We start from the raw sequence: 24,549 nt of genomic DNA on the forward strand, positions 1-24,549 counted from the left end.
ACTGCGGAGACGACGCCCAGTACTCCGACGCCATGGTCCAGGCCGACGCCCTCGGCGAGTACCACTGCGGATCGATGAACACCGGGTACACCGTGTCCGCGTCGGACAGCATCTCCGCGTCCGGCTTCAACACCAACGCGTCACCATCGGCCGGGATTTCCACCCCCACAGGGGCCAACTTGCCTGACTCACCCGCCCCGGGCTCCCCTGGATTGCTCGCTTCCTCGTCGCTGGCAGCTGCCGACCGCAGCCCAGCAGGGGGCGCGACGCCGTTACCGGCCGGGGTACTGGAGTCCCACATCATCGGCCGCGGCGCCTCGAACACCGCACCCCGTGCACCTCGGTCGACGGCCTCCAGGCCCCCTTCCGCCGTTTCCCGAACCTCCACGCCTTCGGCAGCAAGGCCCAGTCGCAGCGCAGCCAGCTCCTCACTCGCGGCTGCCTCGGCCGACTTCACGACCAACAGCTGCGTGAAACCGTCCTCCTGCGCACCCATCCGCAGGTCGACCCCGGGCAGCACCTCACGGTAGGTGGCCGTCGCTCCGTCCAATTCCGGAGCGGGCAAAACTCCAGGCCAGGACAGCGCTACTGTCCTCCCTGCCTTCGTCAACTCCACCAGTGGCCCATTGCCGCCGCCGGAGAACTCAAGGCCCACGGTGCTCACCTTCGGAGCGACAGTGCCGCCCGACGACTTCGACAGGTCAGTGTCGATGGGCTTCCACTCGCCTGCCACCCGAGCGCGCACTGCCCGCAGGTACTCCCGCGCTTCCAAGGCACCATCCGGCGTGGCATACACGTCACTGCGCTCACCGCGCAGTGAACCCACCTCAACCAGCTTTCCGGATCGTTTCGCTTCAGCTAGAGCATCATCAGTGGTTGCGCGACTCGGATCCTCGCCAGCAGCCCGAAGAGGGCCCGCCGGATGGGTAGATGGCCGCGCAGCGGCAGAAGAAGCCGTCAACGGCACAAGGCCAGCCGACAGCGCGACCGTGATCCCGCACGCCAACAGTGCTACCGACGCCCGGGCGCCACGCTGTCTCTCACGCACTGTCACCTGGACAGCACGAATCCTTCGCGCCCCACCCATTGATCCCCACCCCAAGCGTCACAAGAAATGCACAACTTCGCAGAGTTAAAGGGTTGTCGCACAGCGTCGTCAATTGTGATCCATGACACATGGTGAACCACGATCTCTTGGTAAGCTGGCGCAGCCCTGCCCCCGCATGACCGCCCCGCAGTCCGAGCGCCGGACGCCGGGCGATGTCCGGTCGGCCATGGCCTTCGTATCAGGGGACCGCCCGGAGGAGCCGCAAGGAAGCAGCTCTGGGCCGGGCCGGTTCTGCGGAGCAGTCAGGCGGGAACGTCGGCCCGGTCCAGGACAGCGGCCATTTCGTCTTCGGGGAGCGCTGGGTTGGCACCCGCGCTGGAGGCCAGTTCAGGGACGTGAAGCGCCTCGCGGAGCCGGTGGAAGGGGAGGCGCGGATCTTCGGCCGCCTGGCGTGTCCAGAGTGTCAGGTCATGGCTGAGCCGTTCGATCAGCGTGGCTGTGGCGGCCGGGTCCCGGACAGCCAGGCGACGGTAGTTGCCGTCCGGGTGGTCCGCGTAACGTGCGGCGAGACCCTCGCGGGGGAAGCGTGGGTGTGTCTCCGTCATCCAGGCGGAGAACGTGCCACCGAGCCGTGCGTACACGCGCATCAGGACTTCTTCCGGGGTGTCGGGGTGGTGCATGCCCAAGAGGTCTTCCAGCAGCGGGTCCTCGGTGCGTGCGAGCAGGTACATGAGGTCGGGCGGCAGGTGGGGGCTCCGGGCGGCGGTGCGCCGGAGCAGCGGGTGGGCGGAGGTCGCGGCCCGTCGCAGCACCTCGGGGTCGGCGAGCCCGTCCCGTACCCACTGCACGTCTCCCCTGGCGAGGGTCTCCACGGTGAAGTGGATCGACATGCGCCGTGCCTCGTCGAGTTCCGGCCTCAGGGAGAGCCGTACGGTCTCGTTGGGGTCGACGGCGAGCTGTTCCACGAGGTCGGCGGGGAGTGACGGGTTCTCGGCGAGGGCAGCCAGATGCGTCCGCTCGGCGACGCACCGTTCGGCGTCGGCGCAGTAAAGGAGCCCACGACGCAGCGCCTCGGTTGCGGACTTCGGATCGTGGAGGAGTTCGGCGGTGACGCGTGCGTCCGGAGCGCGGCGCCGAGACCCTGCGCATCATCGGCGACAGCGGCCGCGACGCCCTCGCGGAGCTGCGCCGCCTACTCGCCGTCATCGGCGCGAACGACACCGCCCGGAGCGACGCGCCGCTGGCCCGCAGCCGGGCCTGGCCGACCTGAACGGGCTGCTCGACCGGTTCCGGGCCGCCGGCCCCACGGCGGAACTGAGAACCGAAGGCCAGCTGAGCGGGCTCTCCCAGGGCCGCCAGCTCGCCGTCTACCGCATCATCCAGGAAGCACTCACCAACACCCTCAAACACGCCGCCGCCGACACCACCGTGACCGTACGCATCACCGCCGCTGCCGACTCTCTCCACATCACCGTTGAGGACACCGGCCCGCCACGCCTTACTCCCAGGGGCCCGTCAGCCGGAGGGCGTGGCCTGGTCGGCATGCGTGAACGGGCCGCTCTCTACCAGGGCGATGTCACGTCCGGCCCGAACGACCGCGGAGGCTGGACCGTACACGCCACGCTCGCCCCCACCCATCACGCGGAGAAGCACCCGGCATGACCACCGTTCTCATCGTCGACGACCAGGCCCTGCAACGCCTCGGCTTCCGTATGCTTCTGGAGGCCCAGCCCGACATGACGGTCGCCGGCGAGGCCGCCAACGGCAGTGAGGCCGTCCGCCTGACCGCCGAACTGCGGCCCGACGTCGTCTTGGTGGACGTACGGATGCCGGGCATGGACGGCATCGAGGCCACCCGCCGCATCGTCGGAACCGGCGGCCGTTCACGCGTCCTGGTCCTCACTACCTTCGACTTCGACGAGTACATGTACGAGGCGCTGCGCTCCGGGGCCAGCGGCTTCTTCCTGAAGGACGCCCGCCCCGAGGAACTCGTCGTCGGTATCCGTGCCGTCGGCGCGGGCAACACCGTCATCTCTCCTGGGCTCACCCACAAACTGATCGACGCGTACACGAGTCGGCACGCCCGCCGCGCCCCCGAACAGGAGCGCCGGCTGGCGGAGCTCACCCAACGCGAACTGGAGGTGCTCACCATCCTCGCGACCGGTGCCACCAACACCGAGACCGCCGAACGCCTGCACCTGGCAGAGTCCACAGTCAAGTCTCACGTCAGCCGCATCCTCACGAAGATCGGCGCCCGCGACCGCGTCCAGGCCGTGATCTTCGCCTACGACGTCCAACTGGTCCGGCCTTCCTGACTCGTCCCGTGCCACGACCGGCGATGCCCATCCCCTGATCTTCGCAGGGAATCCCGGCCTTCAGGCCTGGCGGGAATGCGATCTTCGGCCCGGAGGCGCGCGGCGCTGGAGATCTCTGCGTCTTCGGGGTGACGGTCAGGCCGGTCGCTTCTGGAACGTTCTACGGGCCGGGGTGGTCCGTCACGACGCCAACTCGGCGTAACGACAAGCCCCCGGCTTCAGCCGGTGGAGGAGTCGCGAAGGCAGCGCTTGCCGGGATAGTGAAGCCGCGTCCCTGCCGTGGCGCGGGGTGATCGCTCCTTTGACGTGCTGCGTGCGGACAGACCTGGTCGAGTTCGCCCCGGGCACCGGGGCCCGGGGCGAAAGAGGTGGCCGCGCCCCGGCCGGTTGCCGGAGAACCTCGTATTTTTTGGTTTCAGGGCTGTTCACGGCGTTGTCGGTGAGGTGTTCTCCGTCGTGGCTCAGTTCTGGGTGACGGTGAGTGTGCGCTGATCGAGATCGAGGTGCACGGTGCCGCCGTTGTGGGCGCGCAGTTCGCGCCAGGCTGCGTAGCCGGTGAGGATGGCTCGTTCCCAGTCTGCGGCGCGGCAGATGCTGACCTCGAGGTGGGCGGTCATGTGGCCGAGGGTGGTGAGTAGTTCGTGGTCGATGTGCTTGATGTCGGCGAGGTAGCGGTGGCGGGCTGCGTAGGAGAAGACGAGGGCGGAGATTCCTTCCTCGATGGCGATGGCACGGCCGCCGTCTTCGGCTTCGTCGGTGCGGGGGTCGCTTTTGCGTTTGCGTGCGAGGAGGAAGCGGGTGACGGGAGACCAGCCGAGGACGGTGGCGTGGGCGAAGTGGAAGATGTCGTGGAAGCGGTAGTCGTCTTCGACGTGGGAGGCGCTGGTGAGTGGGTCGCCGGCGGGGTTTCCGTCTTCGCGGGTGAGGATGACGACGGTGCGGCCGTCGTCGGTTTTGGTGGGGTTGAAGGTGAGTGTGGTCTGGCGGGGCAGTTGTTCGTGGGTGGGGAAGTGGGCGTCGAAGGGGGTGTGCTCGTCGTGAGGGGTGGGTCGCCAGCGGTCTTTGGTTTTCTCGAGGTTGGCGGCCGCCACGTCGTCAAGGTCGAGGCCGAAGCGGTGGGTGAGAGCGGCGACGTACCACAGGACGTCGCCGAGTTCTTCGCGTAACTGGTGTTTGCTCTGTTCGAATGCGGGGCCGTCGCGTAGCGATTTCTTGTAGGCGGTGGTGAGGGATCCGACTTCTCCGGCGAGGCCGAGGAGGGGGATGAGGACGGGGTCGGTGCCCTCTGCGGGGGGTTGGAGGGTTTTCACGGCTGCTTGTTGGTAGCGCTTGAAGTCCACACTCACGCCTGTCTGATCTTGGGACAGCCCCGTTGGCTTTCCCGACGACATGTCGTATGCTACGACAGTGCCGTTGGAAATGCAGACGATTGGGGAGAGTTGTCGAACCGGGACGAACCGAGCGTCGATGACGTCATCTCGGTCATCATCGACTTCCTCGCCGAGTACGAGGAGATCGCTCCGGACGAGCTCCGGGAGCATCTGGAGCGGGAGGGGCGGGAGTTGCCCGTGGACTCTCTTCTGGTGGTCGAGATCCTCACGCGCATCGAGGAGCGCTACCACGTGGCCATTCCCGCCGACCGGGAGGCGGCTCAGGCCACACGGTCGGTGAGGGCATTCGCCGCAGCGGTACTGGACGCCATCGTCGAAAGGCAGCAGTCATGACCCCACCCTCTGACAGCCGTGACCGTGACCCTGAGCTGGTGCGGCTGGGTGAACGGCTGAAGAAGACACGCGATTACCTCAACATGTCGCAGCAGATCGTCTCGGACTCCACTGGTATCCCTCGCTCGGCCATCAGCGACATCGAGCGCGGTGAGCGGCGGGTGGACAGTCTGGAGCTGAAGAAGCTGGCGCGCCTGTACCGGCAGCCGGTGGCCTATTTCCTCGCCGAGGAGAAGGACGCCGACGCCAGCGAGTACTCGCTGGCCGGTCTGCCGCGCGCGCTGGCCCAGCTCACGGACGGTGATGCCAGGACCGTGCTGGAGTTCGCCGAATACCTCACGCTCAGGCGCGCGGCGGAACGTGAGGAACAGGACACAAGTGGCGGGAGTCCGTCACCGTGAACTGGGCCTTAGCGCACCGGATCGCTTCGATCGCGGCCGTTCAGGCACACCGTGACCTCGGCATCGACCGCACACGGTACGTTCACGTGCACCAGGCGCTGGGGGTGGCGGGCGTGGTCGGGATGGCACAGCCGATGCCCCGGCTGTTCGGTGTGTATTTCTCCCCTGCCGACCAGGGGCCGGCCGTACTGCTGAACGCCTCGCTGAACGCGGTCACGCAGCGGCACACGGCCGCGCACGAGTTGGGGCATCACCGGCTGGGCCACCGCACCGCGGCCGACGAGGAGATCAATCCTGCGCTGCGCTGGGGCAACGGCAGCTGGCCCGAGGAGGAGAAGACCGCTGAGGCTTTCGCGGCGTGGTTCCTGATGCCGCTGCCGGCGGTGCGGGCAGCCCTGGACAGGATCTGCGACGGCCGGCCGTCCCGTCCCGAGCACGTCTACCGAGTGGCGCGCGAGCTGGGCACGTCGTACGCGGGAACGGTGCGCCATCTGGTGAACCTGCGATTGCTGGATGCCGGCCGGGCCGGCCAGTGGGCAAAAATACCTCCGGCCGGGCTGCGCGGCTCGCTGGCGGGAGGAGCCTCGCTGCCCGCGCAGGCACAGGTGCACGTGGTCACGGCAGCCTCCGAGGGGCAGACGGTGTACGCCGACGCGGGCGATGTGCTGGTGCTGCATCTGGACCACCATGTCTTCGATGTCCTGCCCGAAGGGCTGAAGCCATGGACCATCGACGGGGCGACGCCGCTTGCGAGCGCCGTGGTGACCGAGGAACTCCAGCCGGGTGAGCAGGGCCTGGTCGAGATCGCAGCGGTCCCGAATAGTCATCCGATAAGGCTGACGGTGGTACGCGAAGCCCCGCGTGCCGGGGTCTACGACACCTGGCCCGCGTGAGCACGGCCCCAGGATCACGTCTTACGTGTCAGGAGGACTGATGCACACCTTCACCGTGGTCGAACGCGACGTCACCCGTGCCTGGGTCGCCGCCTGCAACAAGCTGGACCGCAAGGACAACCCGGAACGGACCGGTCTGCACACAGTGGTCCGCATCGCCGATCCGACGAGCGACGACCCGGTGTTCCGCGCCGAGCTGGACCGGCTGCGCACCGCCCGCAGGTTCGAGCCGACGGAGACGATCGCCAGCACCCTCTTCCCCGCGGCTCTGGCAGCTCGGTGCACCGGGCCGGTTGAACTCGCCGAGCGTTACCGGCGGATGTATCCGGTCCTCAAACGCTATCCGGGCAATCGCCACGGCACCTACTTCGGCCGTCTGGTGTCCTACCCGGCGGCGTCGGAAGCTGGCGTCGACCAACTCGGCACCGTCATCAAACGGCTGCGGTCCCAGGCCGCGGGCACCAGGATGACGGCAGCCTATGAAATCGACATAGCCGAGGCTGCGGAAGACACGGAAGAGTCCAGCTCCGGACTCCTGGTGCACGCGGCAGGACAGGACAACGGCTACCGCGGCTTCCCCTGCCTGAGCCACATCTCCTTCCAGCTGGACCGCAACGGGCGGGTACATGCCGCAGCCCTGTACCGCAGCCACTACATGTTCGAACGCGCCTACGGCAACTATCTCGGTCTGGGCCGTCTGCTGGCCTACATCGCCCACCAGGCCGGACTGGACCGGGGGAACCTGACCGTGATGGCCGGCCACGCCCGGCTGGACGGCCCCATCACGCAACTGCGTCCGCTGCTGACCGGCACCAGCCGTCTCGCAGCATGAGAAAAAACCTCTGCGGCCCGCAGTGCGGCGTCAGGCGGGACTGTTGATCCGCCACTTGGGCGGAAACCAGGCCGGCACCGGGCCGGCCTGCTGCCGGTAGGACTGCTTGATGCGGCTGCGGCCGCTGATACCGGCGATGTGCGGGTGGGCGACGCGGGCATACTTGTCGACCTCGCAGAACAGGTTCTGGCAGTCGATCAGCTGCAGCCTGCGTCCCCTCAGCCCCGCGAAACCCAGCCCGAGGCGGGCGAAGTGCTCGTCCTGAGTGTCCGCCATATAGCGGATCACCTCTGCTTCAAGCCCGTCCGCCCGGGCGCCGAAGCATTTGCGGATCCCATCCCTGGCCCCCGGGCCGGGAACGACGAAGTCCGCCTCCGAGAACGGCATCTGCGCCGCGTAGTTGAGGTCGATCACAAACTGGTACGCCAGGAACGGCCCGATCGCCGGAAAGTCCAGCAGGACCTGGTAGGCGCCCTGCAGCGTCGGCGCGGAAAGCACCCGCCGGGGCGCTTGCTGCCGCATCATCATCTCCAGCAGCCGCAGATGGTTCTGGTGCTTGCGCAGCTCGCCCAGGTGTGGCGGAGGCACGATGTAGGCAGCCGAGTACAGGCGCTGGCCCGCAGCGAAAGCCTGCGACAGCACCTGGTCGAAGGCCCGGTAGTCATAGGCATCCCACCGCACCTCGCCCAGAGCGTCCTCCAGCAGCCGCCACGTCGACGACTTGTTGAAGATCTTGAACAGCAGGGTCCGGAAGAAGACTTCCTCCCACTCCTGGTCGCCCCGGTAGATCACCGAGCCGATCAGATCCTGACTGACCCGGTCAGCCGCCCGGTAGCAGTTAGTGAAGCGGTACTTCTGCAGGATCGGGTCGTCGGTGAACGGCCCCGCCCCACCGGCGAGACGGGCCTCGTAGACCTTCTGACGCGCCACCGCAAACCGCCAGTAGGTATCGAACACCGGCGTCGGCTCAAGGGTGCGGCCCGCCACACAGATCGTCCCCACAGGGACGCGCTCTAAGAGCTCCTGCCCTGACCCCTCTTGCAGCACCATCACCATGGGGTCAATATATATTGAATATAGATAGCTGTCAGCGAGGGGGACCTGTGGAATTGCTGTGGCAGCGTCCACGACGCAAAACGCTGGTCAACTGGCCGGAAGAGGTGGACAGCAGACTGGAGATCCTGGTCCGGGCCGCAGTTGCGGCCGGCGAGCAGACCTCCCGTTCACAGGTCCTGGCCGCGCTCGTGACAGCTGCGGAGACCCGTCCCAACGTCGTCGCCGAACTCCTGCACACCTACCGTCAACTGCCCGCCGACGCACTGGAGGCGGACAACACGCGAGATGATCTACCGCCTCTGCGCTCTCCCGGGCGTACCCGCAGCCAGAACTGACCCCAGGCTCCGGCTTCCGACAAGTGAGGCAGCTTCCGTCCCGCACCGGCCAGGTCGGGCACCGGCATCGCGAAGCGGGGTACCCCTCCCCGCTTCTGCGCGACCACGATGTTGATTACGTCCTTCACGAGACTCTCTCTGCCTTCCCGGGAGGAACGGTTCATGGCGTGGACGGCAGAGGAGTTCCTCGGTCTGCCCGTCGGCCGCTGCCCGTGCTCCGGGTGGTCTTGTGTCGGGCGCTGGGCCGGACCTGCGGTCCTGGAGCACGGTCCGGACACCCGTGGCCACGACGGAGCGCGGGAAACCCTCTTCGACGAGGACGACATGGGCTGCGCTCTCCTGTCCTGCAGAGTGTCCACGGACCGGGCCACGGGGCTCTCGCCTGTCGTTTCGCGAGCCGATGGGCGTGGCGATAGGCTGCGCGGAACTGAAGGGCCAGGGGCGGGGACAGGGGCGGGTACCGACGGGTGGATGAGGCGGAGTTTCGCCGTGCGGGTATCCCCGCGACCGCGTACAAGGAACGAGCGAGCTACTTCGCTCTGGGCCTGCTGGCTTCCAGCGCTTCCTGCCAGCTGCAGGATCCTCAGCTCGACTACGACTGTCTCGATGTCACCGTGCTGGGGTCAGGGCCCTCTACCGTCAGAGGCCCCCGGTTCGACGTGCAGCTCAAGTCCACGGGCAGTAAGCGTGCAACAAGGCCGCTGAAGAACGGCGACTACTCGATCACCCTGCCCTCCGACCAGTACCAGCACCTTCGGCTCCCGGGTTACGTCCCAATGCGCCTGGTGGTCCTGATCCTGCCGACGGGTGTGGATGTTCCACAGGTCACCAGCGAGAACGGGCGCCTGGTCCTGGACGGCATCATGCTGTGGTCCGACCCGGCTACCTGGGACGAGCTTGCGCCTGGAAGACGTTCCGGCACAGTGGTCCTCAAGCGGGAGAACGAGTTCACTGCCGAGTACATCAGAGATCTGATCAAGCATCTGGGAAACGGAGGTGTCGGATGAACAGCGCAGAGTCCGGTGCCAGCGCCTTTCGCGCCTTGGTCTCCTCGGTGTCTCCCTCATTGATCTCGGATTTCCTCAATTATTCCGGGTGGGTGCTGACGGAACGCCGTGAGGGTCTCTTGGAATACTGGCTGGAGCCCAACTCCGCCGATCATCCGGCGGAGAGAAATCCGCTTCTCCTTCCACTGAACGAGGAGATGCGTGATTTCGATCGCAGGCTGGCCGAGCTACTGGCCTACCTGGCTGAATATTTCGACGATGACGGCCCGCAACTCCTTCAGCGCATCAACGATCTCAACTGGGATACTTTGGTTCTGCGCATGGAATCCGTTGACAATGATGATTCCGTGCACCTCATCCATGCGACGAAAACGCTCGACGCCGGCATGGAGATGCTGAGGATGTCCACCCTTTACACACTCAATCCGGACCGATCCAACTGGCGCGGAAATCCAGGGTCTCAGGCATTGGAGTACCTACAGGAAGGTGTGCGTCTGGGGCACACCCGGCGAGGCAGTTTCACTTTTCCGATTCTTTCACGGGCCGGGGCGTCCAGCGGGTACGGGCCCCCGCTCGGGCGCCGCGTCATGATGAACTTCGCCATGGCACTTGCCAGAATCCACCGCTGGCCTGACGGTGAAACATGGAGATCAGATGAGACCTCATTCTTCGATATCTCCATGGCTAAATCACTGGTCTCTGCCGCATCGGACGCTGGATTCAATCAGCTCAGCGTGTCCTTCCGATGGGCATCTTCCCGCCCATTGCCACCGGCATTCTCCACGACTCCCCTCGTTTTTGACACCCATGTAATAGAGTCAGTCAAATCGGCTACTCAGAGATTTGGAACGGCCCAACGGAAGAGAAGTCCCGGCAGTGATACGTCAATTCCTGACGCGCTTCGTCATGCATATAGGGACCGGTCGCCCCGTACGCTGCGAGATCCTGTACTGACCACGCAGGCCCCCGTAGCGCGTTTTTCAGGGCCCGTCATCAGCATCGGCATTGACGACCGGAACAGAGAACACGATGAGAGTCCGTTCTTTGTCGTCCTACGGACCGCACATGGTGACGTATGGATCCTTGTCACCGAGGAGGAGCACGACTTCGCGATGCGCGCGCACAGAACCGGTCAGGAGGTGACGGCGGCAGGAACCCTCGCGGACCGCGACGCAAGAAAAATCCTGCATGGTTCCCTCGTCCGTCCGGACATCACCCCCCGGCGGGAGACGAACCCGTGACAGCGTCACCACAGCCTGATCCTGCCGTCCCGCCGCACGAGGGACCCATACGCCAGGGGCATGGCCCGGGGAAATCCACACAAAGGTCGACGATAAACATACGCAGAGCTGGTGTGCCTCGCTCAATTGGATCCGGCGCGCAGGTGACAGTACTGCGTGTTCATTGCCGGTACTGGCCCAGGTGCCCCAAGGCCAGCCATGGTTCGTAGTGCAGGAGCCAAGCCGAGGTCCACGGAAGGATCGTGTCCGCCAGGAGCATGCACTCCCGCCACTCTCCGGGCAGATACAGGCACAGACGGCTACAGCGTCCCGGACCGCGGACTCATCCCCGCCGACATCGTGGACGCCTGGAAGAAGTCGCGAACCCACCAGAACCGGAATGACCTCAACACCGGAAACTTCGAGGTGGTTTTAACACCCTGCTGGCGACGCCCAGCAGGGCGTCGGGGCGATGCCGCACGCGGCCGCGTACTTTTCGATCAGTGTCACGGTGGGAATACGTTTGCCCGAGTGGCTTCCGATAAGGCGCTGATCGAGTAGTGCGTGGCCTTGGCTACATGAGATCTGATCTGTGGGGCCCGGCTGGGCGCGGTGCGGCGGCATCAGCGACAGGAGTTCCGGTAGGGCTGTCCGGGGATGTGCTCTTCCCATTCATCGCGTGTGAGGCCGCCGTGCGCCGCTGCGCATGCCGCGGTGACGGGGTCTGCGCTGATCGCCGGAAGCGCGCCGAGGTCCCACAGCATGGCCTTCCCGTCGACGGTAGCGGTCGCTACATAACGGCCGTCCGGGCTGAACGCAAGGTCGGTGGCGAGATAAGCCAGGGATCCGAGGGTGCGGGGGTGACTGGGGTCGCCCGTGTCGTACAGGGTGGCAACGTTGTTGCTGTCGAGCCGTGCCAGCAGGTCACCCTTGAGATGGAACTTTGCGCTCATAGTGACGAGGCTGCCGTCTTCGCCGATGTGTATTTTCCCCAGGCCTCGCGGTTGGTCCGGTTGGCTGATATCCGCCAACACGATAGTTCTATCGACTAAATCGGTTGAGGCAACGAGTCGGCCGTCCGGGCTGATGTCCGAGTGAATCGGGAACTGCAACGGCAGGGTACCGAGGTCCTTCAGACTGTGGGCGTCCTTGACATCTCGCCCCGCCACTGCTGTCCTGCCCGTGGCATCAAACGACAGTCGGCCCTCCGTGGCACCCAGACGCTGTGGATCAAGCGTACTGACGTCGTACAGATCAGTTTCCTTACCGTCAAACACGGCCAGAACCGCTCCATAAGGTGCGAAATCAACGGGATATAACCCAAGTGCGCTCTGGCGGGAATCCGCTTTCTGTGCCGGTTGGAGGAATCCCGCTTTCCGCGGCCGGCGTCGATCGGTGATGTCCCAGAGCTGGACGAGGCCGGTGATGTCGGAACTGGCGAGGATCTTACCGTCGGGGCTGATCGCCATCCCCACGACAAGGCCGTTATGCCCCTTCACCGTGGCAGTCGTACTCGGATGCGCGGGGTCGGTGATGTCGCGCAGCGCGATGACTCCGTCGGTCCCGCCTGTCACCAGGGTCTTGCCGTCGGGGGTGTAGGACAGGGTTCTGAAGTTTCTACGGTCGCGGAGGGTGGCTACAGGTTCCACGGAGGTACGTCCGCTGGTCGACCAGCGGACGACAGCCTGTTGGGTGTCCACGGCAACAAGGCTTACGCCATCCGGAGTGAACGCAAGACCTGTGATGGGGGCTTCGTTCCCGTTCAGGGTGCGGGTCGGTTTGGGAGCAGCCGGGTCGGTGACGTCCCACAGCACGACCGTTCTGTCGAAGCTGCCGGTTGCCAGTTTCTTGCCGTCGGGGCTGAAGGCAAGTGCGGTGATGTCCTGCCGATGGCCGATGGCGCCTACGGAGAGGGACCGTCGTTCGCCCGGCATGGCGAGGTCCAGCGTTCTCAGGACTCCACCATTGCTGATGACGAGCAGATTGCTGGGCGGGCTGAACGCCAGTGGTCTGTCAGCCGACACCGGATCCGTAGTTTTCCTGGGGTTCAGAGGGGCGCTGATGTCCCACAGGGTTGCCTCATCCTCCGGGTCGCTCTTTTCCGTCGACCGGTCGTCTGCTGCTTCCTGCGACCAGACCACCGCTGTCCTGTTGTCCTGGAGGAAGTCGACAGCGGTGACATCTGTGGCATGCCAGGCATCCGGTGGCGCTTTGGTGATGCCGTGTGCGGACACGGTCCACGACTCCACGGTCCCGCGGGTCACGGACGCGGCCACCGAGCCATCGTGGTTCAACGCGAGGCTCCCGTCTCCCGGACTCCTTGCCTCCCGGCTGCTCGCGGTCCGTAAGGTGGTCAAGCGTCGGGGCTGCCGGGGTTCATGGACGTCGTAGAGAACGAGCCGGTCGGTGCCGCAGGAAGCGATCAGGGTCCGGTCGTCTCCGCTGAACGCGATGTCCCCGTTCGATGTGGGACAGTCGGGCAGCTGCGCCAGGGCCGTGCGGCGCGTGGGCGCTGCGATGTCCCAGAGGCTCACGCCCGAGGAGGCTCCCGGAGCGCGAATGGCCAGTGTCCGGCCGTTGTGGCTGAGGACGGAGCCGCGCGCTTCCGTGCCGGACTCCAAGGTGGTCATCCCCTGGAACGAGCTGTGCAGCATCGTGTCCGCGACGGCTCGGCGGGTCTCTGCCGAGGGATGCAGTCGGTGCGCGGCCAGGCCTAGTCGTAGCGCCAGCTGGGGCTGGCTCGTGCGCAAGTTCCCCGCTTCGGCCACCAGCGCCCGGTAGGCGGCGACTTCTTGCTGGTCTTCGGCGGTGCGCCACTGCCATACGGCCGCTCCCGCCGCGATCAGGGCCAAGCACAGCGCGGTGCTGACCCCGATGAGGACGTGTCTGAGCCGACGGTGCCCCTTGGTCTGTTCCGCGCTGCTCGCGGTGAGGAAGGCGTGTTCGGTGGGGGTGAGTTCGTGGCGGCCCTGCGCCAGGATGTCGTCGGCCTCGGCCAGCCGGATGCCACGGTAGAGGGCGCCGTCGTCTCGGCCCAGCTGCTCCCAGGTCGAAGCGGCCTCGGTCAGCTGGCGCTGGACGCGCAGCCGCCTCCGGTCCTCGTCGATCCAGCCCCGCAGCCTCGGCCAGGCCGTGATCAGTGCTTCGTGGGCCAGGTCGACGCTCGTGCCGTCCAGAGTGATCAACCGGGCCCGCGCCAACCGCTCCAGCGTCGGTTCCATCACGGAGGGGGGCCCGCAGGAGAGCAGTTCCGCCCGGTCTGCTGGGCGTCTGGTGTCGGCCGTTCCCTCTCCGGGAGTGATCAGGCGCAGCAGCAGCCGGCGGGCGGCCCAGGTCTGGGACCGGGTCAGTTCGGTGTAGAAGTTCTCGGCGGTCTGTGCAACGGCTCCGTGCAAGCCGCCGGCCGCCTCGTACGCGGTGATGGTCAGTGCACGGCTACGCCGGCGCCGCCAGGTCTCCAGCAGAGCGTGGGACATCAGCGGCAGTGCACCGGGCTCCCCCTCCACCTCGCTGAGCAGCCGGGTGGTCAGTTCCCGCTCAACGATCAGTCCGGCCTCCTGGGCCGGTTTGACGATGGCCTGCCGCAGTTCTCCCGTACTCATCGGGGCCGCCAGCAGGGTTGCACCCTGTAGCGCCTTCGCGAGGCCCGGGTACTCGGTGACTCGGCCGAAGAAGTCCGCCCGTACGGCGATCACCACACGCAGTCGGCTGTCGGGTTTCCGCGCGGCCAGCAATCGTTCGATGAAGGTGACGCGTTCATCGGTATCGTGGCAGAGCGTGTAGAGCTCTTCGAACTGATCCACGATCAGCCAGGTCTCGCCCCCGGCGGGTTCCGTTTCCGCCGGCGTGAGTCGTGAGCCGTGAGTGCGCAGTGGGTGGCTGCCGGGTGTCAGCACGCGGACGGCGGCAGGTGGTGCGTCCGGCGTACTGGGGCGCGTGCTGGCGGGTGCCGTGAGAGGAAGGCCGGGTTCCGTTCCGTGACGTGCGCTGGTCTGTGCGTCGGGGTTGTCGCCGGTTCTGCGCAGGCGGGGTATCAGGCCCGCGCGCAGCAGTGAGGACTTTCCGCTGCCGGACGGGCCGACGACTGCGGTGAGTCTGGAGCTTCGGACCTGGCGGATCAGTTCGTCGGTGAGCCGGTCACGTCCGAAGAACAATCCTTCGTCATGTGTTTCGAACCGGGCCAGACCCCGGTAGGGCGCCGCTGCCGTGTCATCGGGCCGCGGCTCGGCTGCCTCTTCCTCGGTGACCTGCCGCCAGCGCTCCTGCCAGAACTCCCGGTCGCCGTCACACGCCTCCACGTACGCGAGGAGCACGGGAAGCGTCGGCAGACGTTCCCCGGCGGCGGCCTGGGAGAGGGTACTCGCGCCGAAGCCGGTCCGCAGGGCCATCGCACGGTAAGTGGGACTGCCGGCACTTTCCCGCAGCGCGCGTAGTCCGTGCGCAAGGTACTGCGCCGGTCCCGCTGCCGGATCGACCGGATTCTCGCGTCGCCCTGCCATAGTGCTCGCCCTCCCCCAGGTCGCCCGTCCGGCCAGCGGGACGGGGAGTTGTTCAGCCTGGCAGATCAGGGCTGTTAATCAATGTGGTGGCGGCTGAACTCGGTGGTGATCGGGGTGACCGGGCCGAAAGGGCTCGGCTGTTGACCGGAACCCGATCGCGTCACGTGTTCAACACGGGGAGGAACCGCCATGCACACTGTGTACGACACCGTCATCAAGACCTGGGTCGGCTTTACGGACAGGAACCGGCCGATGTCGGTCACCGACGACGACAACTGGCCGCCGCCCAGGGCGACCGCCAACCGGTAACGGAACATCTAAGCGCGGGCCGGTGACGGCTATCGCACCTTGTATCGGCCGGCGCGTCCTCACACTGGGCACGCCGGCCTCCGTCGGCTCAGCCGTACCTCACGTGGCGCGTATGACTCCTGGTGTGGACGGGGCGTCGCCGAGCCGGTCTCACGGTAGCGGCTCGAGAGTCATGTCGGCTGGCGCAAGCGGCCGCTCCGGCCGGCCGGCTTCAGGGGCTGTCTGTCAGCAGCGCGCGCAGCCTTGCGGCCTCGGACGGCTGCGTCCCTGCGAGCAGCGGCAGCGCCTGCTGCCAGCACGTGCGGGCCCGCTCCGCTTGGCCGAGCTGCCGCAGTGCCTCACCCAGCAGGACCAAGGCGTGGACGCGCCGTTCGGTTCCGCCGAGCCCGCCCAGTAGCACCAGCGCGTCCTCCGCGTGAGCTGCGGCCCGGTGAGGCTGTTGTCGTGCCAGTTCCGCCTGGGCCATCCGGTACCGGGTCATCCCCTGCCAGAAGGACTGCCTGGTCACCTCGAATCCTGCCAGTGCCTCGTGCAACTGATCGAGGGCCTGATCGTGGCGGTCGGCGCGGTGCAGGGCCAACGCGAGGGCGTAGTGACCGTTGGCGAGCCGCAGGGTGGCGCCCAGCCGCTGCCAGGAGCGGATCACCTGTTCGCTGGCTGTGATCGCCTGTTGGGTCCGGCCGAGTTCGAGGTCCGCCCGCGCGACGTTCATCAGCATGGCTGTCTCGCCGTACCGGTTGCCGTCTGCGCGGAAGGTGTTCAGGGCCCGCTGGTAGTGAGCGGCAGCCTGCTCGTACTGGTGGCGTGCGGTGGCGAGGTTGCCCAGCAGGTTCTCGGCGTAGCTGTGGGTGAGGGGGTCCTGGGCGGACCGGCCGAGGTTGAGGGCCCGTTGCGCCTCGGTTTCCGCGGACTCCAGGCGGCCGGTGAGGTGGTGGGTCTGGCCGAGCAGGAGCCGGGCCCGGCCCTCCGTGCGGGTGTCGCTGGCTGTGCGGGCGCTTTCGGCAAGTGCGCGGGCAGCCCGTTCGTACAGGTGTGCGAGGGCGCCGGTTTCCATCAGGTCCTGTGCCGTGAGCAGGACGTCGGCCGCGTGCCGTAGGAGTTCCGGTTCGCCGGCCGCCTGCTGTACGGCCGCGAGCAGGCCGGGGCCTTCCCTGTGGAGCCAGCGCAGCGCATCCGCGCCGTCGTTGAACGCTGGTGCAGTGCGGTTGGTGGGGGTCAGGTGGTCCAGCAGCCGGTCACCGGGGTTGTGCAGCGCGTAGACGTGGGCGGTCGTGGCGAGTTGGGAGTCGAGCAGCCGGGCCAGAGCCGCTCGCCGCTCGTCGGCGGACTCTTCCAGGTCTGCACGGCGGCGGGCGTAAAGCCGCAGCAGGTCGTGGTAGTGCCAGCGGGCCGGTGCGGCTGACTCCAGCAGACCAAGGTCGACCAAGGACTCCAGGAGTGCTTCGGTGGCGCGCTCGTCACGGACCGGATCGTCGTTGCTGGCACCGATAACAGCGACGGCTGCCGGGAGCGGGAGGTCGGGTGCCTCGATGACCGCGAGCAGGCGGAACGCTCTGGCTCGTGGCGGAGTCAGCTGGCCGTATCCCAGGGCGAAGGTTGCTTCGACGGCCAGATTCCCAGCTCGTAGCTCGTCCAGTCGGCGCCGCTCGTCGGCGAGCCGGGTGGCTAAGGACGCCACGTCCCAGGCCGGCCGAGCGGCCAGTCTCGCTGCGGCGATCCGGATGGCCAGGGGAAGGAAACCGCATGCCTCGATGGCCTCGCGGCAGGCTGCGGGCTCAGCGTCCGCACGTGGCAGGCCGATGACACGACGGAAGAGGGACAGCGCTTCCGCCGGCGTCATGGCGCCGAGCTCGGTCAGCCGCGCGCCGTCCAGGTCTGTTATCCGCGTACGGCTGGTGGCCAGGACAGCGCAGCCGGGCGTACCGGGCAGCAATGGCCTAACGTGGGCGGCGTCGCGGGCGTTGTCCAGTACGACGAGAACCCGGCGGTCGGCGAGGACCGAGCGGTACAGCGCTGCGCGCTCCGCCACGTCCTTCGGCAGGGCGGCCGGCGGCACGCTGAGGGCGCGCAGGAACATGCCGAGTACCGCGGCGGGGTCAGCCGGACGGGAGCTGTGGCCGAGCAGGTCGGTATACAGCTGCCCGTCGGGGAAGTGCTCCCGGACGCTGTGCGCGGCCTGCACGGCCAGGGCGGTCTTGCCCACGCCGCCCAGCCCCCGCACGACGGACACCGGCATCGCCGGCCCGTCGGTGCCGAGCAGGTGCTCGCACACCTCCGCCACCGAGGCGGTACGGCCGGTGAAGTCGGCCAGAGCCGCCGGAAGCTGCGCCGGTGCCCGGTACTCGTGGGCGGCCCCCGGGATGCCTGGAGTGGACGTGCCGGGTGCCGTGAGAGCAGGGTCGGCGCGCAGGATCTGGCCATGCAGTTCGGCGAGTTCGGGGCCGGGGTCTACGCCGAGTTCGTCGGCGAGGAGGCGGCGGGTGTCGCCGTACACGCTCAGCGCCTCGGCCTGCCGGCCGGCTCGGTACAGGGCCAGCATGAGCAGCGCGCGCAGCCGTTCACGCAGCGGATGCTCAGTGCTCAGCACGGTGAGTTCCCCGATCGTTTCGGTGTGCAGCCCGACGGTCAGATCAGCCTCGGCGCGCGCTTCGAGCAGAGACAGGCGCAACTCCTCCAGGCGGCTGCGCTGGGCGTGGGCATACGGTCCGGGGACGCCGCCCAGGGTTTCCCCCTGCCACAGGTCTGCGGCCTGGTGCAACAGCGTCCGGGTGAGGGAATGATCGTCACGTTCCCTGGCCTGGTCTGCCTGTCGTGCGAGTTCCTCGCACACCGCCAGGTCCAGATTCCGGGGTTCGGCGCGCAGTGCGTATCCGCCCGCCTCGGAGTCGAGTACCCCGGGGCCCAGCGTCTTGCGGAGCCGGAAGGCATAGGTCCGCAACGCGGCCACGGCATGTAACGGCGGCTCCTCCCCCCAGACGGCGTCGACCAGTTCGGCCACGGTCGCTGTGCGACCGCGGCGCAGCAGCAGGGCCGCCAAGACTGCGCGTTCCTGTGGCCGGCCGGATGGTAACTGTTCCTCGCCACGCAGGATCCGTACAGGTCCCAGGATCTGGAAGCGGAGGGCTCGGAACGGCGAGGTGCCAGACGGGACAGGAAGTGCGGAGGACTTCGGTGGCTCAGGTTGCCGGCAGGCTGCCAAACGCTCACTGCGTGAAGCGGGGGTCGGCCGTCGGGGGACGGCACAGCTCTCAGCACTGGCGGAGGGGGTGGGTGACGAGCGCTGGCGGGCGGCACCGGGATGGGAATCGGGGACGATGGTTGGCGTACGCGTAGAAGCGCTCGAAGAGCTCGGATCGCCGAACACAGTAACGGCCGCATCGGAATCCGCGTGTGAGGACGGGGTGTGCTCGGCGCCCAGGCCTGGGGCGGACGGCTTCGGTGTCCGGCGATGCGGGGGTACGGCGAAGCCAAGCTGCTCCAGCGGCCGGTCAAACATTATTTCGAGTACTCGCTGCCTCGATGGCCGCGGACACGGCGGGTCCGGCTGCCGCCACCGTTGGAACTGGCGGGCAGTGACACCCGGCGCCTCCCCCAGCCGCTCCGCAGCAGCCGCGTAGGCGGCGAGAAACACGACTGGCCGGTCCCACCCTCGCGCCGCACATGCTCTGGCGAAGTCTCCGTGCCTCATCTTCGGTTTCATGCCTCCCTACCGGTGTCACGGACGCTGCCCGGCCCGGTCTCGTCGGCGCTATACCGTATCCAACCGGCAGAACCGCCCCCAGACATCTGTCGGCCGAAAGTCCGACCGAAAGTCCGGCTGACACGACCAGACTTCTTGCACCGCCCCAGGAGAAGACTTCGGCATCAGTCCTCGGGAGGGCCCCGGACGCGCTTTTCCGCTGCGCCATGAAATCGCTCAGCGCCGCGGTGACCGACTGGTGAGATGACCTTCAGCGAATGCCGACGCACGGCCAGTTCACTCTCGGTGTGCGAACGGGGAAGACCGTTCCGGGCAGAGGAACCGGAACAGCGCCCCGTCTGCCGAGAGATCGAAAGGAACACCATGCGCACGAGCACGCGACGCCTGGGCACGAGCACCTCAGCATCGGCCGCCGTCCTGTTCCTCGGCCTGCTGGCAGCGCCCGCGACGTACGCCGGCACGGCCTTTGCCTCCTCTCCCGGGGCGGGAGGCACCGCGGACGCAGGGAAGACTACCGGCCGTCACTGCGCGGTGAACGTGGACACCGAAGCCGTCAGCTGCTACGCGACCTTCCGTGAGGCAATCGCGAAAGCCACCGGCGGCCGGATCACCGACGGCCCTGAGGAGGCGCGCACGGCCGCCGCCGACGCAGCGTTCGAGCGGCAGGTCAACACGGCGTCCACGTCGGCCGCCGCGCCTGCTGCCACGACCCTGATCTCCATCGAGTACCAGCACCCGGACTACAAGGGTGAAACACGGTCGATGTACGGCACTCGCGGCTCCTGCACGAGCGGCGCGACCTACAAGCGCGCCGACATCAGGACCCTCTACGCCGACTGGAACGACAAGATCTCCTCCTTCAAGGGCCAATCCGGCTGCCGGGTGAACCACTACGAACACAGCAACTACGGTGGCGCCCAGACCGGCTACAAGTCCGCGATGAAGGACATGGGCCTCATGGAGGACAAGACGACCTCTCTGAGGTGGGCAAAGTAGACGTACCACCCGCCCGTGGCGGCCGGCCCGTCCGGCCGCCACGCAAGCGTGGGCCGGGCCCCGGACACAGCCCTTGCTGGCGCTGATCGCAGCGTCCCAGGCGCCGAAGCCCCATTTTCCCTCCTGGGAGGCCGGTGGGCATGCTCGTGGTCAGCAAGTGAGCGCGCATCCGAAGGTGAGGAAGGCTTCGTGGAGGTCATCGCGGATCTCCCACCGGGTCCGCAGGCGGCCGGAACCAGTACAGGTGGACGAACGCACGCTCCACAAAGCAGCGTTGGACATCCAGGCCAGATCCGGTAGTCGGCGGGCGACCACTGGTTCACCTCGAGGGCCTCAAGTCGTGTCGGAGCCGACCACGCTTGCCCCGCACCGGCGCAAAGACTTCGAGCCGCGTGATGAGCTGGGTGACATAGTTGCGGTTGCCGCCGCTCAGGCCGGCGGCTGGTGAGATTGGCCAGGGACCTCTTCAGGTATGACCGGACGCCCTCAGCGTATGGAGGCAGTTGGTAGACGGTCAGCTGTGACCGGGCAGCGGTCAGCTCGCATATCGTGCGGCTGACGTGCGTGTTCAGAACGTGCCCGGACCAGGACGACGGGGCCGCTGAGCCGCTGGTGCGCGGCATTGATTTCGTGCGCCATGGTGGGTTCGGGGCGGCGGCCAGTTGGTGTCGTAGAACTGCCATGAAGTGGCTTGGAGGCGAGTAGGGCAACTTCTGGTCTGGGTGGTGATGACGTGCTGGAGGACGACCACGGTCTCCCGAGTGCAGGAGCAGTGGGCTCCTGCACAGATGCCTCTGTTCACAGCAGCAGAGCCAGCACCACCAGGGAGCCCGCCCAGACAGAGGACATTGACTGACCTCGCTTTCACGTTCTGCACGACGAGAAAAATGCTGATCAAAGCCAATGAGATACGACACTTACCCAAGTATTGCTTGATCAATATCTTAAGTACTCTTTCCCACACCATTACGCACTTCCTTGGATTCGACTCCCTTCAGGCTCTGGGGCGAGCAGCCGCTCTCTCGCTCTGATTCGGTCTGGCCCGAACAGCGGCATTCCGGAACAGTGGTCTCGACCAAGCATCGAAGGGGGCAGCGTGGTCTACCGCATTCACTTCACCGCCGAGGATCTGACGCGGACCCGTATCGCACAGGCGGCGATGCCGATGATCGAACTGCACGCCGCAGCCCGCGCTCTCCAGCAACGCAGTCAGCCGGCGCTGCTGGACACCTGGCGGCGGCATACGCTCTCGCGTCTCTCTCCTCAGGCGCGTCTTGCCCTGTCCATGGTGCCCCCGTTCGGTGAGTCACCGGATTTCCTCAGCCCAATGCAAAGCAGCACCCCTGACGAAGAGCTGGAGCGCGTGCGGGCAACCCCTCGCCGACAGATCATCGAGAATCTGGCCTCTGTGGCAGAGACGCGAACGCTCCCAGCCTGGGCACGCCATCTCGCTGATGACACGGACCTGCGCAACGACTTCTTCGACGGGTGGGCGCACCTCTACACACAGTTGCTTCAGCCCTACTGGAGGCAGATCACTGACCTGCACGCCTCGGACCGGACACTACGCCTACAGCAGTTCATGACCGGCGGAGTGGAGCACCTGCTTGCTCAGGCCAATCCGCGGTGGATGCAGTGGAGCCCACCCGTGCTGAAAATCCGGACGGTCCTCAGGACCACCGTCTACGACCTGCACTTGGAAGGCCGTGGAATCGTCCTGACTCCCTCGTCCTTCCTGACGAGCTCCGCCGCTGTCCTGGATGACGGACACGCGCGACCCGTGGTCACGTACCCGGCAGGCAAACACGAAGCCTTGTCCTCGCTCACCGTCCTGTCACCCAGACCCGCCGCCCCCCGGGGCACAACCGCCGTCACTGCGCTGCTCGGCAAGACCCGGGCAGCCGTGTTGAGCACCATCGCGGAACACCCCGGATGTACGACGACGGAACTCGCCGCACTTTCAAGAATCGCACCAGCCAGTGCCAGCGAGCATGCCACAGTCCTACGCGAAGCCGGGTTGATCCACACCACACGACACCGCAACAGAGTGCTGCACAGCCCCAGCAGTCTCGGAAGGGCCCTGCTGAACAAGCCTGCATCTCGACCAACAGCTTGAACGCAAACCCAGCCGCCTCGCTGCTCAGCCCCGAACATGCCATGGAGCTCCAGTGGTGAGGACCAGGGCCACAGCCTCTACCATGAGAACGCATTCCGCTCCCGCTCGCCAGCCCTGCCCGCTCACGCACAGCCTTCGCCGGACCGTGAAGGGCATCCATGCGCTCATGTTCGCGGCGGGGGAAGCGCTTCCGCTCTGCGATATCTGGTGTCGGCCCCGGAACTCAGAACCAGCCGCAGATTAGGGCTCTCGTGGTCACGCACCCAGCGCCGCACTTGTTCGTCGTGCTTGCGCAGCAACGCTCGTAGAGTGTGAGCCGGCTCGGCGGTCACCGCCGAGCCGGCTCACCTGCGCGTGGGCCCAAGCCGAAACAGACGACGACCCGCCGCAGGTTCGTGCACTGCTCTGCTCGGCTGATCCTGATCTGGACGCCGCAGATTCCGGCCTTCAAAATGTCTTCTTCCAGATCGGCGAGGGGAAGGGTTGTGACAGGCCGCGTTTACTTGTGGATCGCGTACTTGGTGCTTGCTGGGATCGCCGGGCTGGTAGGAGTTATCGCGGCGATCTGGATGCCGCCTGAGCAAGCCGCCGCCGTCGCGGCGACAGCGGCAGCGATTACAGCGATGCCCGCCACGCGGCTATCGGTTCGCATCGACGCAGCCAGCCGACAGCGTGAACTCCTGGCGGCCAGCCTTTATGCGGTCAGCACCGCTGGCCGACTGCCTCGTATACGTGATCTCAACGACCCGATCGCGTTGGGCGTGCATGCTGCCGAGCCCATTGCCAGGGACGGTGCCACAGACCGCGTGGCACCGTTCATCCGGCGTGACCGAGAAGCCGATGTACACGCCGCTGTCACAAGTGGCGGCTTCGTTCTGATCGTCGGCGAGTCCACGGCCGGTAAGACCCGCCTCGCCTACGAGGCCCTGCGTGCATTACGGCCGGACCACGCATTTGCCTGTGCCACCCCATCAGGACTCGCCGTCCTTCTGCCCGCGGTGCAGAAGGAGAAAAAGTGCGTCGTATGGCTCGATGATCTCGAACGATACTTGGGTGCCCAAGGGCTCACCGCCACACTGCTCGCCCAGCTACTCGGCGATGACTCACACGATGTGCTGGTCATCGCCACCATGCGGGCTCACGAGCACCACCAGTTCGTCTCTCCCCCCATAGATGCGCCCCCAGAGGAGCGGGCGCAGCGAGAACGCACTGCTCGCGAACTGCTGCAAAGCGGTCGAACCATCAGAGTCGACAGACGCTGGTCAGCGGCCGAACGTGAACGCGCCGCAGAACATGCTGCCGATCCCCGGCTCGCCCGGGCAGTTGATGATGAACGTTTCGGTATCGCGGAAACCCTCGCCTGCGGCCCGACCATGCTTGAACTCTGGCAGAACGCCTGGGCACCTGGCGGACATCCCAGAGCCGCTGCCGTCCTGACTGCTGCTGTGGACTGTCGACGCCTGGGAGTGCATGCTCCAATATCACCCGGCATTCTGGCAGACCTACACGTCCGCTACCTGGAGGATCGCGGCGGCGACCGGCTGCGCCCCGAGCCACTCGACGAGGCACTCTCCTGGCTGTGCGCTCCTGTGCACGGCGCGACTGGAAGCCTGCTGATCAGCTCCGCTGACGGGTTTCAAGCCTTCGACTATCTCCTTGATGTCCCTGATCTACGGTCCGTCCCAGAGGGAATGCCACTTCTTTTGGCCTCACGTCTCGATCAGGCCCACGCCTATGACGTAGGGCTGGCCGCTGGCCGGCTGGGCCGGTGGGAGGAGGCGGGCGAGGTGCACCGCGCGGTCGCTTCTGAACGTGGCCGTCTCCTGGGCGCGGATCACCCGGACACTCTCGGCAGCCGTTACGAGGTCGGCTTCACCCTCAGCAGGACCGGCCGCACCGCGGACGCGCTGCGGGAATTCACCCGCGTCGCGGAGGGCCGCGAGCGGACCCTCGGCCCCGACCACCCGGAGACGCTCGCCGCGCGCCAGGAGACGGCGTACGTACTCGGCCAGCTCGGCCGGTACTTCGAGGCCCACGAGGTGTTCACGGCGGTCCTCGCCGCCCGGGAGCGCACCATCGGCCCCGACCACGCCGACAC

The 24,549-nt window shown here is 66.8% G+C and carries 18 protein-coding genes and 1 pseudogene; 13 read left to right on the top strand and 6 right to left on the bottom strand.

Going from position 1 to position 24,549, the window contains the following annotated elements; genetic code table 11:
• Both AB0P17_RS41580 and AB0P17_RS41585 read right to left on the bottom strand, forming a co-directional pair.
• Window positions 1-967 (bottom strand): annotated as a pseudogene (locus AB0P17_RS41580) (LamG domain-containing protein); the annotation flags it as partial.
• Between the two features lie 383 nt (window positions 968-1,350).
• Entirely contained in the window at window positions 1,351-2,013 is a 663-nt protein-coding gene (locus AB0P17_RS41585; RefSeq protein WP_365820038.1) for a hypothetical protein, read from the bottom strand.
• A gap of 149 nt (window positions 2,014-2,162) precedes the next feature.
• On the opposite strand from AB0P17_RS41585, the gene AB0P17_RS41590 reads away from it, so the two are divergent.
• The 3 genes from AB0P17_RS41590 (at window position 2,163) to AB0P17_RS41600 (ending at window position 3,363) form a co-directional block, all read left to right on the top strand.
• Window positions 2,163-2,318, top strand: a complete 156-nt coding sequence (locus AB0P17_RS41590; RefSeq protein ID WP_365820073.1) for a hypothetical protein — start codon at window positions 2,163-2,165, stop codon at window positions 2,316-2,318.
• A gap of 107 nt (window positions 2,319-2,425) precedes the next feature.
• Window positions 2,426-2,710, top strand: coding sequence for an ATP-binding protein (locus AB0P17_RS41595; protein ID WP_365820069.1), 285 nt, complete (start codon window positions 2,426-2,428; stop codon window positions 2,708-2,710).
• Entirely contained in the window at window positions 2,707-3,363 is a 657-nt protein-coding gene (locus AB0P17_RS41600; protein WP_365820040.1) for a response regulator transcription factor, read from the top strand. The genes AB0P17_RS41595 and AB0P17_RS41600 overlap by 4 nt, the downstream gene beginning before the upstream one ends.
• Window positions 3,364-3,824: 461 nt before the next feature.
• Here the strand turns inward: AB0P17_RS41600 and AB0P17_RS41605 are convergent, their stop codons facing one another.
• Window positions 3,825-4,754: a nucleoside triphosphate pyrophosphohydrolase family protein gene (locus tag AB0P17_RS41605; RefSeq protein WP_365820042.1), complete on the bottom strand. Its 930-nt coding sequence runs from the start codon at window positions 4,752-4,754 to the stop codon at window positions 3,825-3,827.
• Window positions 4,755-4,802: 48 nt separating this feature from the next.
• Here AB0P17_RS41605 and AB0P17_RS41610 point away from each other — a divergent pair, with 48 nt between their 5' ends.
• Genes AB0P17_RS41610 through AB0P17_RS41625 form a run of 4 tightly spaced genes read left to right on the top strand, consistent with a single transcriptional unit; the run spans window position 4,803 to window position 7,213 of the window.
• The gene (locus AB0P17_RS41610) at window positions 4,803-5,087 is read left to right on the top strand and encodes an acyl carrier protein (RefSeq protein WP_365820044.1); all 285 of its coding nucleotides are present in this window, start codon (window positions 4,803-4,805) and stop codon (window positions 5,085-5,087) included.
• A complete protein-coding gene (locus tag AB0P17_RS41615; RefSeq protein ID WP_365820046.1) occupies window positions 5,084-5,488 on the top strand; it encodes a helix-turn-helix transcriptional regulator in 405 nt (134 codons plus the stop codon). The genes AB0P17_RS41610 and AB0P17_RS41615 overlap by 4 nt, the downstream gene beginning before the upstream one ends.
• Window positions 5,485-6,381: an ImmA/IrrE family metallo-endopeptidase gene (locus AB0P17_RS41620; protein ID WP_365820048.1), complete on the top strand. Its 897-nt coding sequence runs from the start codon at window positions 5,485-5,487 to the stop codon at window positions 6,379-6,381. The genes AB0P17_RS41615 and AB0P17_RS41620 overlap by 4 nt, the downstream gene beginning before the upstream one ends.
• A 40-nt stretch (window positions 6,382-6,421) precedes the next feature.
• Window positions 6,422-7,213 carry a hypothetical protein gene (locus AB0P17_RS41625; protein WP_365820050.1) on the top strand — a complete coding sequence of 264 codons (792 nt, stop codon included), beginning with the start codon at window positions 6,422-6,424 and terminating at the stop codon, window positions 7,211-7,213.
• A 30-nt stretch (window positions 7,214-7,243) separates the two neighbouring features.
• Here the strand turns inward: AB0P17_RS41625 and AB0P17_RS41630 are convergent, their stop codons facing one another.
• Entirely contained in the window at window positions 7,244-8,269 is a 1,026-nt protein-coding gene (locus AB0P17_RS41630; RefSeq protein WP_365820052.1) for a nucleotide kinase domain-containing protein, read from the bottom strand.
• 47 nt (window positions 8,270-8,316) lie between these two features.
• On the opposite strand from AB0P17_RS41630, the gene AB0P17_RS41635 reads away from it, so the two are divergent.
• The 3 genes from AB0P17_RS41635 to AB0P17_RS41645 all read left to right on the top strand — a co-directional run bounded on the left by AB0P17_RS41635 (window position 8,317) and on the right by AB0P17_RS41645 (window position 10,852).
• The gene (locus tag AB0P17_RS41635) at window positions 8,317-8,604 is read left to right on the top strand and encodes a hypothetical protein (protein ID WP_365820054.1); all 288 of its coding nucleotides are present in this window, start codon (window positions 8,317-8,319) and stop codon (window positions 8,602-8,604) included.
• 467 nt (window positions 8,605-9,071) lie between these two features.
• Window positions 9,072-9,611: a DUF4365 domain-containing protein gene (locus tag AB0P17_RS41640; protein WP_365820056.1), complete on the top strand. Its 540-nt coding sequence runs from the start codon at window positions 9,072-9,074 to the stop codon at window positions 9,609-9,611.
• Window positions 9,608-10,852 carry a hypothetical protein gene (locus AB0P17_RS41645; RefSeq protein ID WP_365820058.1) on the top strand — a complete coding sequence of 415 codons (1,245 nt, stop codon included), beginning with the start codon at window positions 9,608-9,610 and terminating at the stop codon, window positions 10,850-10,852. Before AB0P17_RS41640 ends, AB0P17_RS41645 begins: the two co-directional genes overlap by 4 nt.
• Before the next feature lie 602 nt (window positions 10,853-11,454).
• On the opposite strand, the gene AB0P17_RS41650 is transcribed toward AB0P17_RS41645, so the two are convergent.
• Both AB0P17_RS41650 and AB0P17_RS41655 read right to left on the bottom strand, forming a co-directional pair.
• Window positions 11,455-15,219, bottom strand: a complete 3,765-nt coding sequence (locus AB0P17_RS41650) for a hypothetical protein (protein ID WP_365820060.1) — start codon at window positions 15,217-15,219, stop codon at window positions 11,455-11,457.
• Between the two features lie 631 nt (window positions 15,220-15,850).
• Window positions 15,851-18,748 (bottom strand): BTAD domain-containing putative transcriptional regulator, encoded by a 2,898-nt coding sequence (locus tag AB0P17_RS41655; RefSeq protein ID WP_365820071.1) that lies wholly within the window; start codon window positions 18,746-18,748, stop codon window positions 15,851-15,853.
• A 954-nt stretch (window positions 18,749-19,702) separates the two neighbouring features.
• Here AB0P17_RS41655 and AB0P17_RS41660 point away from each other — a divergent pair.
• From AB0P17_RS41660 to AB0P17_RS41670, 3 genes are all read left to right on the top strand, one after another.
• Window positions 19,703-20,335: a peptidase inhibitor family I36 protein gene (locus AB0P17_RS41660; RefSeq protein ID WP_365820062.1), complete on the top strand. Its 633-nt coding sequence runs from the start codon at window positions 19,703-19,705 to the stop codon at window positions 20,333-20,335.
• Between the two features lie 1,096 nt (window positions 20,336-21,431).
• Window positions 21,432-22,451, top strand: coding sequence for a winged helix-turn-helix domain-containing protein (locus tag AB0P17_RS41665; protein WP_365820064.1), 1,020 nt, complete (start codon window positions 21,432-21,434; stop codon window positions 22,449-22,451).
• A 311-nt stretch (window positions 22,452-22,762) separates the two neighbouring features.
• The coding region (locus AB0P17_RS41670; RefSeq protein ID WP_365820067.1) for a tetratricopeptide repeat protein at window positions 22,763-24,549 on the top strand (1,787 nt) is incomplete at its 3' end.

It is taken from the genome of Streptomyces sp. NPDC088124 (assembly GCF_040685895.1).
Taxonomy (GTDB): domain Bacteria; phylum Actinomycetota; class Actinomycetes; order Streptomycetales; family Streptomycetaceae; genus Streptomyces.

Excerpts from the sequence above, each read along its gene's own strand:
- AB0P17_RS41660 (WP_365820062.1), top strand. The coding sequence starts at position 19,703 with ATGCGCACGAGCACGCGACGCCTGGGCACGAGCACCTCAGCATCGGCC.
- AB0P17_RS41630 (WP_365820052.1), bottom strand. The coding sequence starts at position 8,269 with ATGGTGATGGTGCTGCAAGAGGGGTCAGGGCAGGAGCTCTTAGAGCGC.
- AB0P17_RS41650 (WP_365820060.1), bottom strand. The coding sequence starts at position 15,219 with ATGGCCCTGCGGACCGGCTTCGGCGCGAGTACCCTCTCCCAGGCCGCC.
- AB0P17_RS41645 (WP_365820058.1), top strand. The coding sequence starts at position 9,608 with ATGAACAGCGCAGAGTCCGGTGCCAGCGCCTTTCGCGCCTTGGTCTCC.
- AB0P17_RS41605 (WP_365820042.1), bottom strand. The coding sequence starts at position 4,754 with ATGTCGTCGGGAAAGCCAACGGGGCTGTCCCAAGATCAGACAGGCGTG.
- AB0P17_RS41625 (WP_365820050.1), top strand. The coding sequence starts at position 6,422 with ATGCACACCTTCACCGTGGTCGAACGCGACGTCACCCGTGCCTGGGTC.
- AB0P17_RS41600 (WP_365820040.1), top strand. The coding sequence starts at position 2,707 with ATGACCACCGTTCTCATCGTCGACGACCAGGCCCTGCAACGCCTCGGC.
- AB0P17_RS41615 (WP_365820046.1), top strand. The coding sequence starts at position 5,084 with ATGACCCCACCCTCTGACAGCCGTGACCGTGACCCTGAGCTGGTGCGG.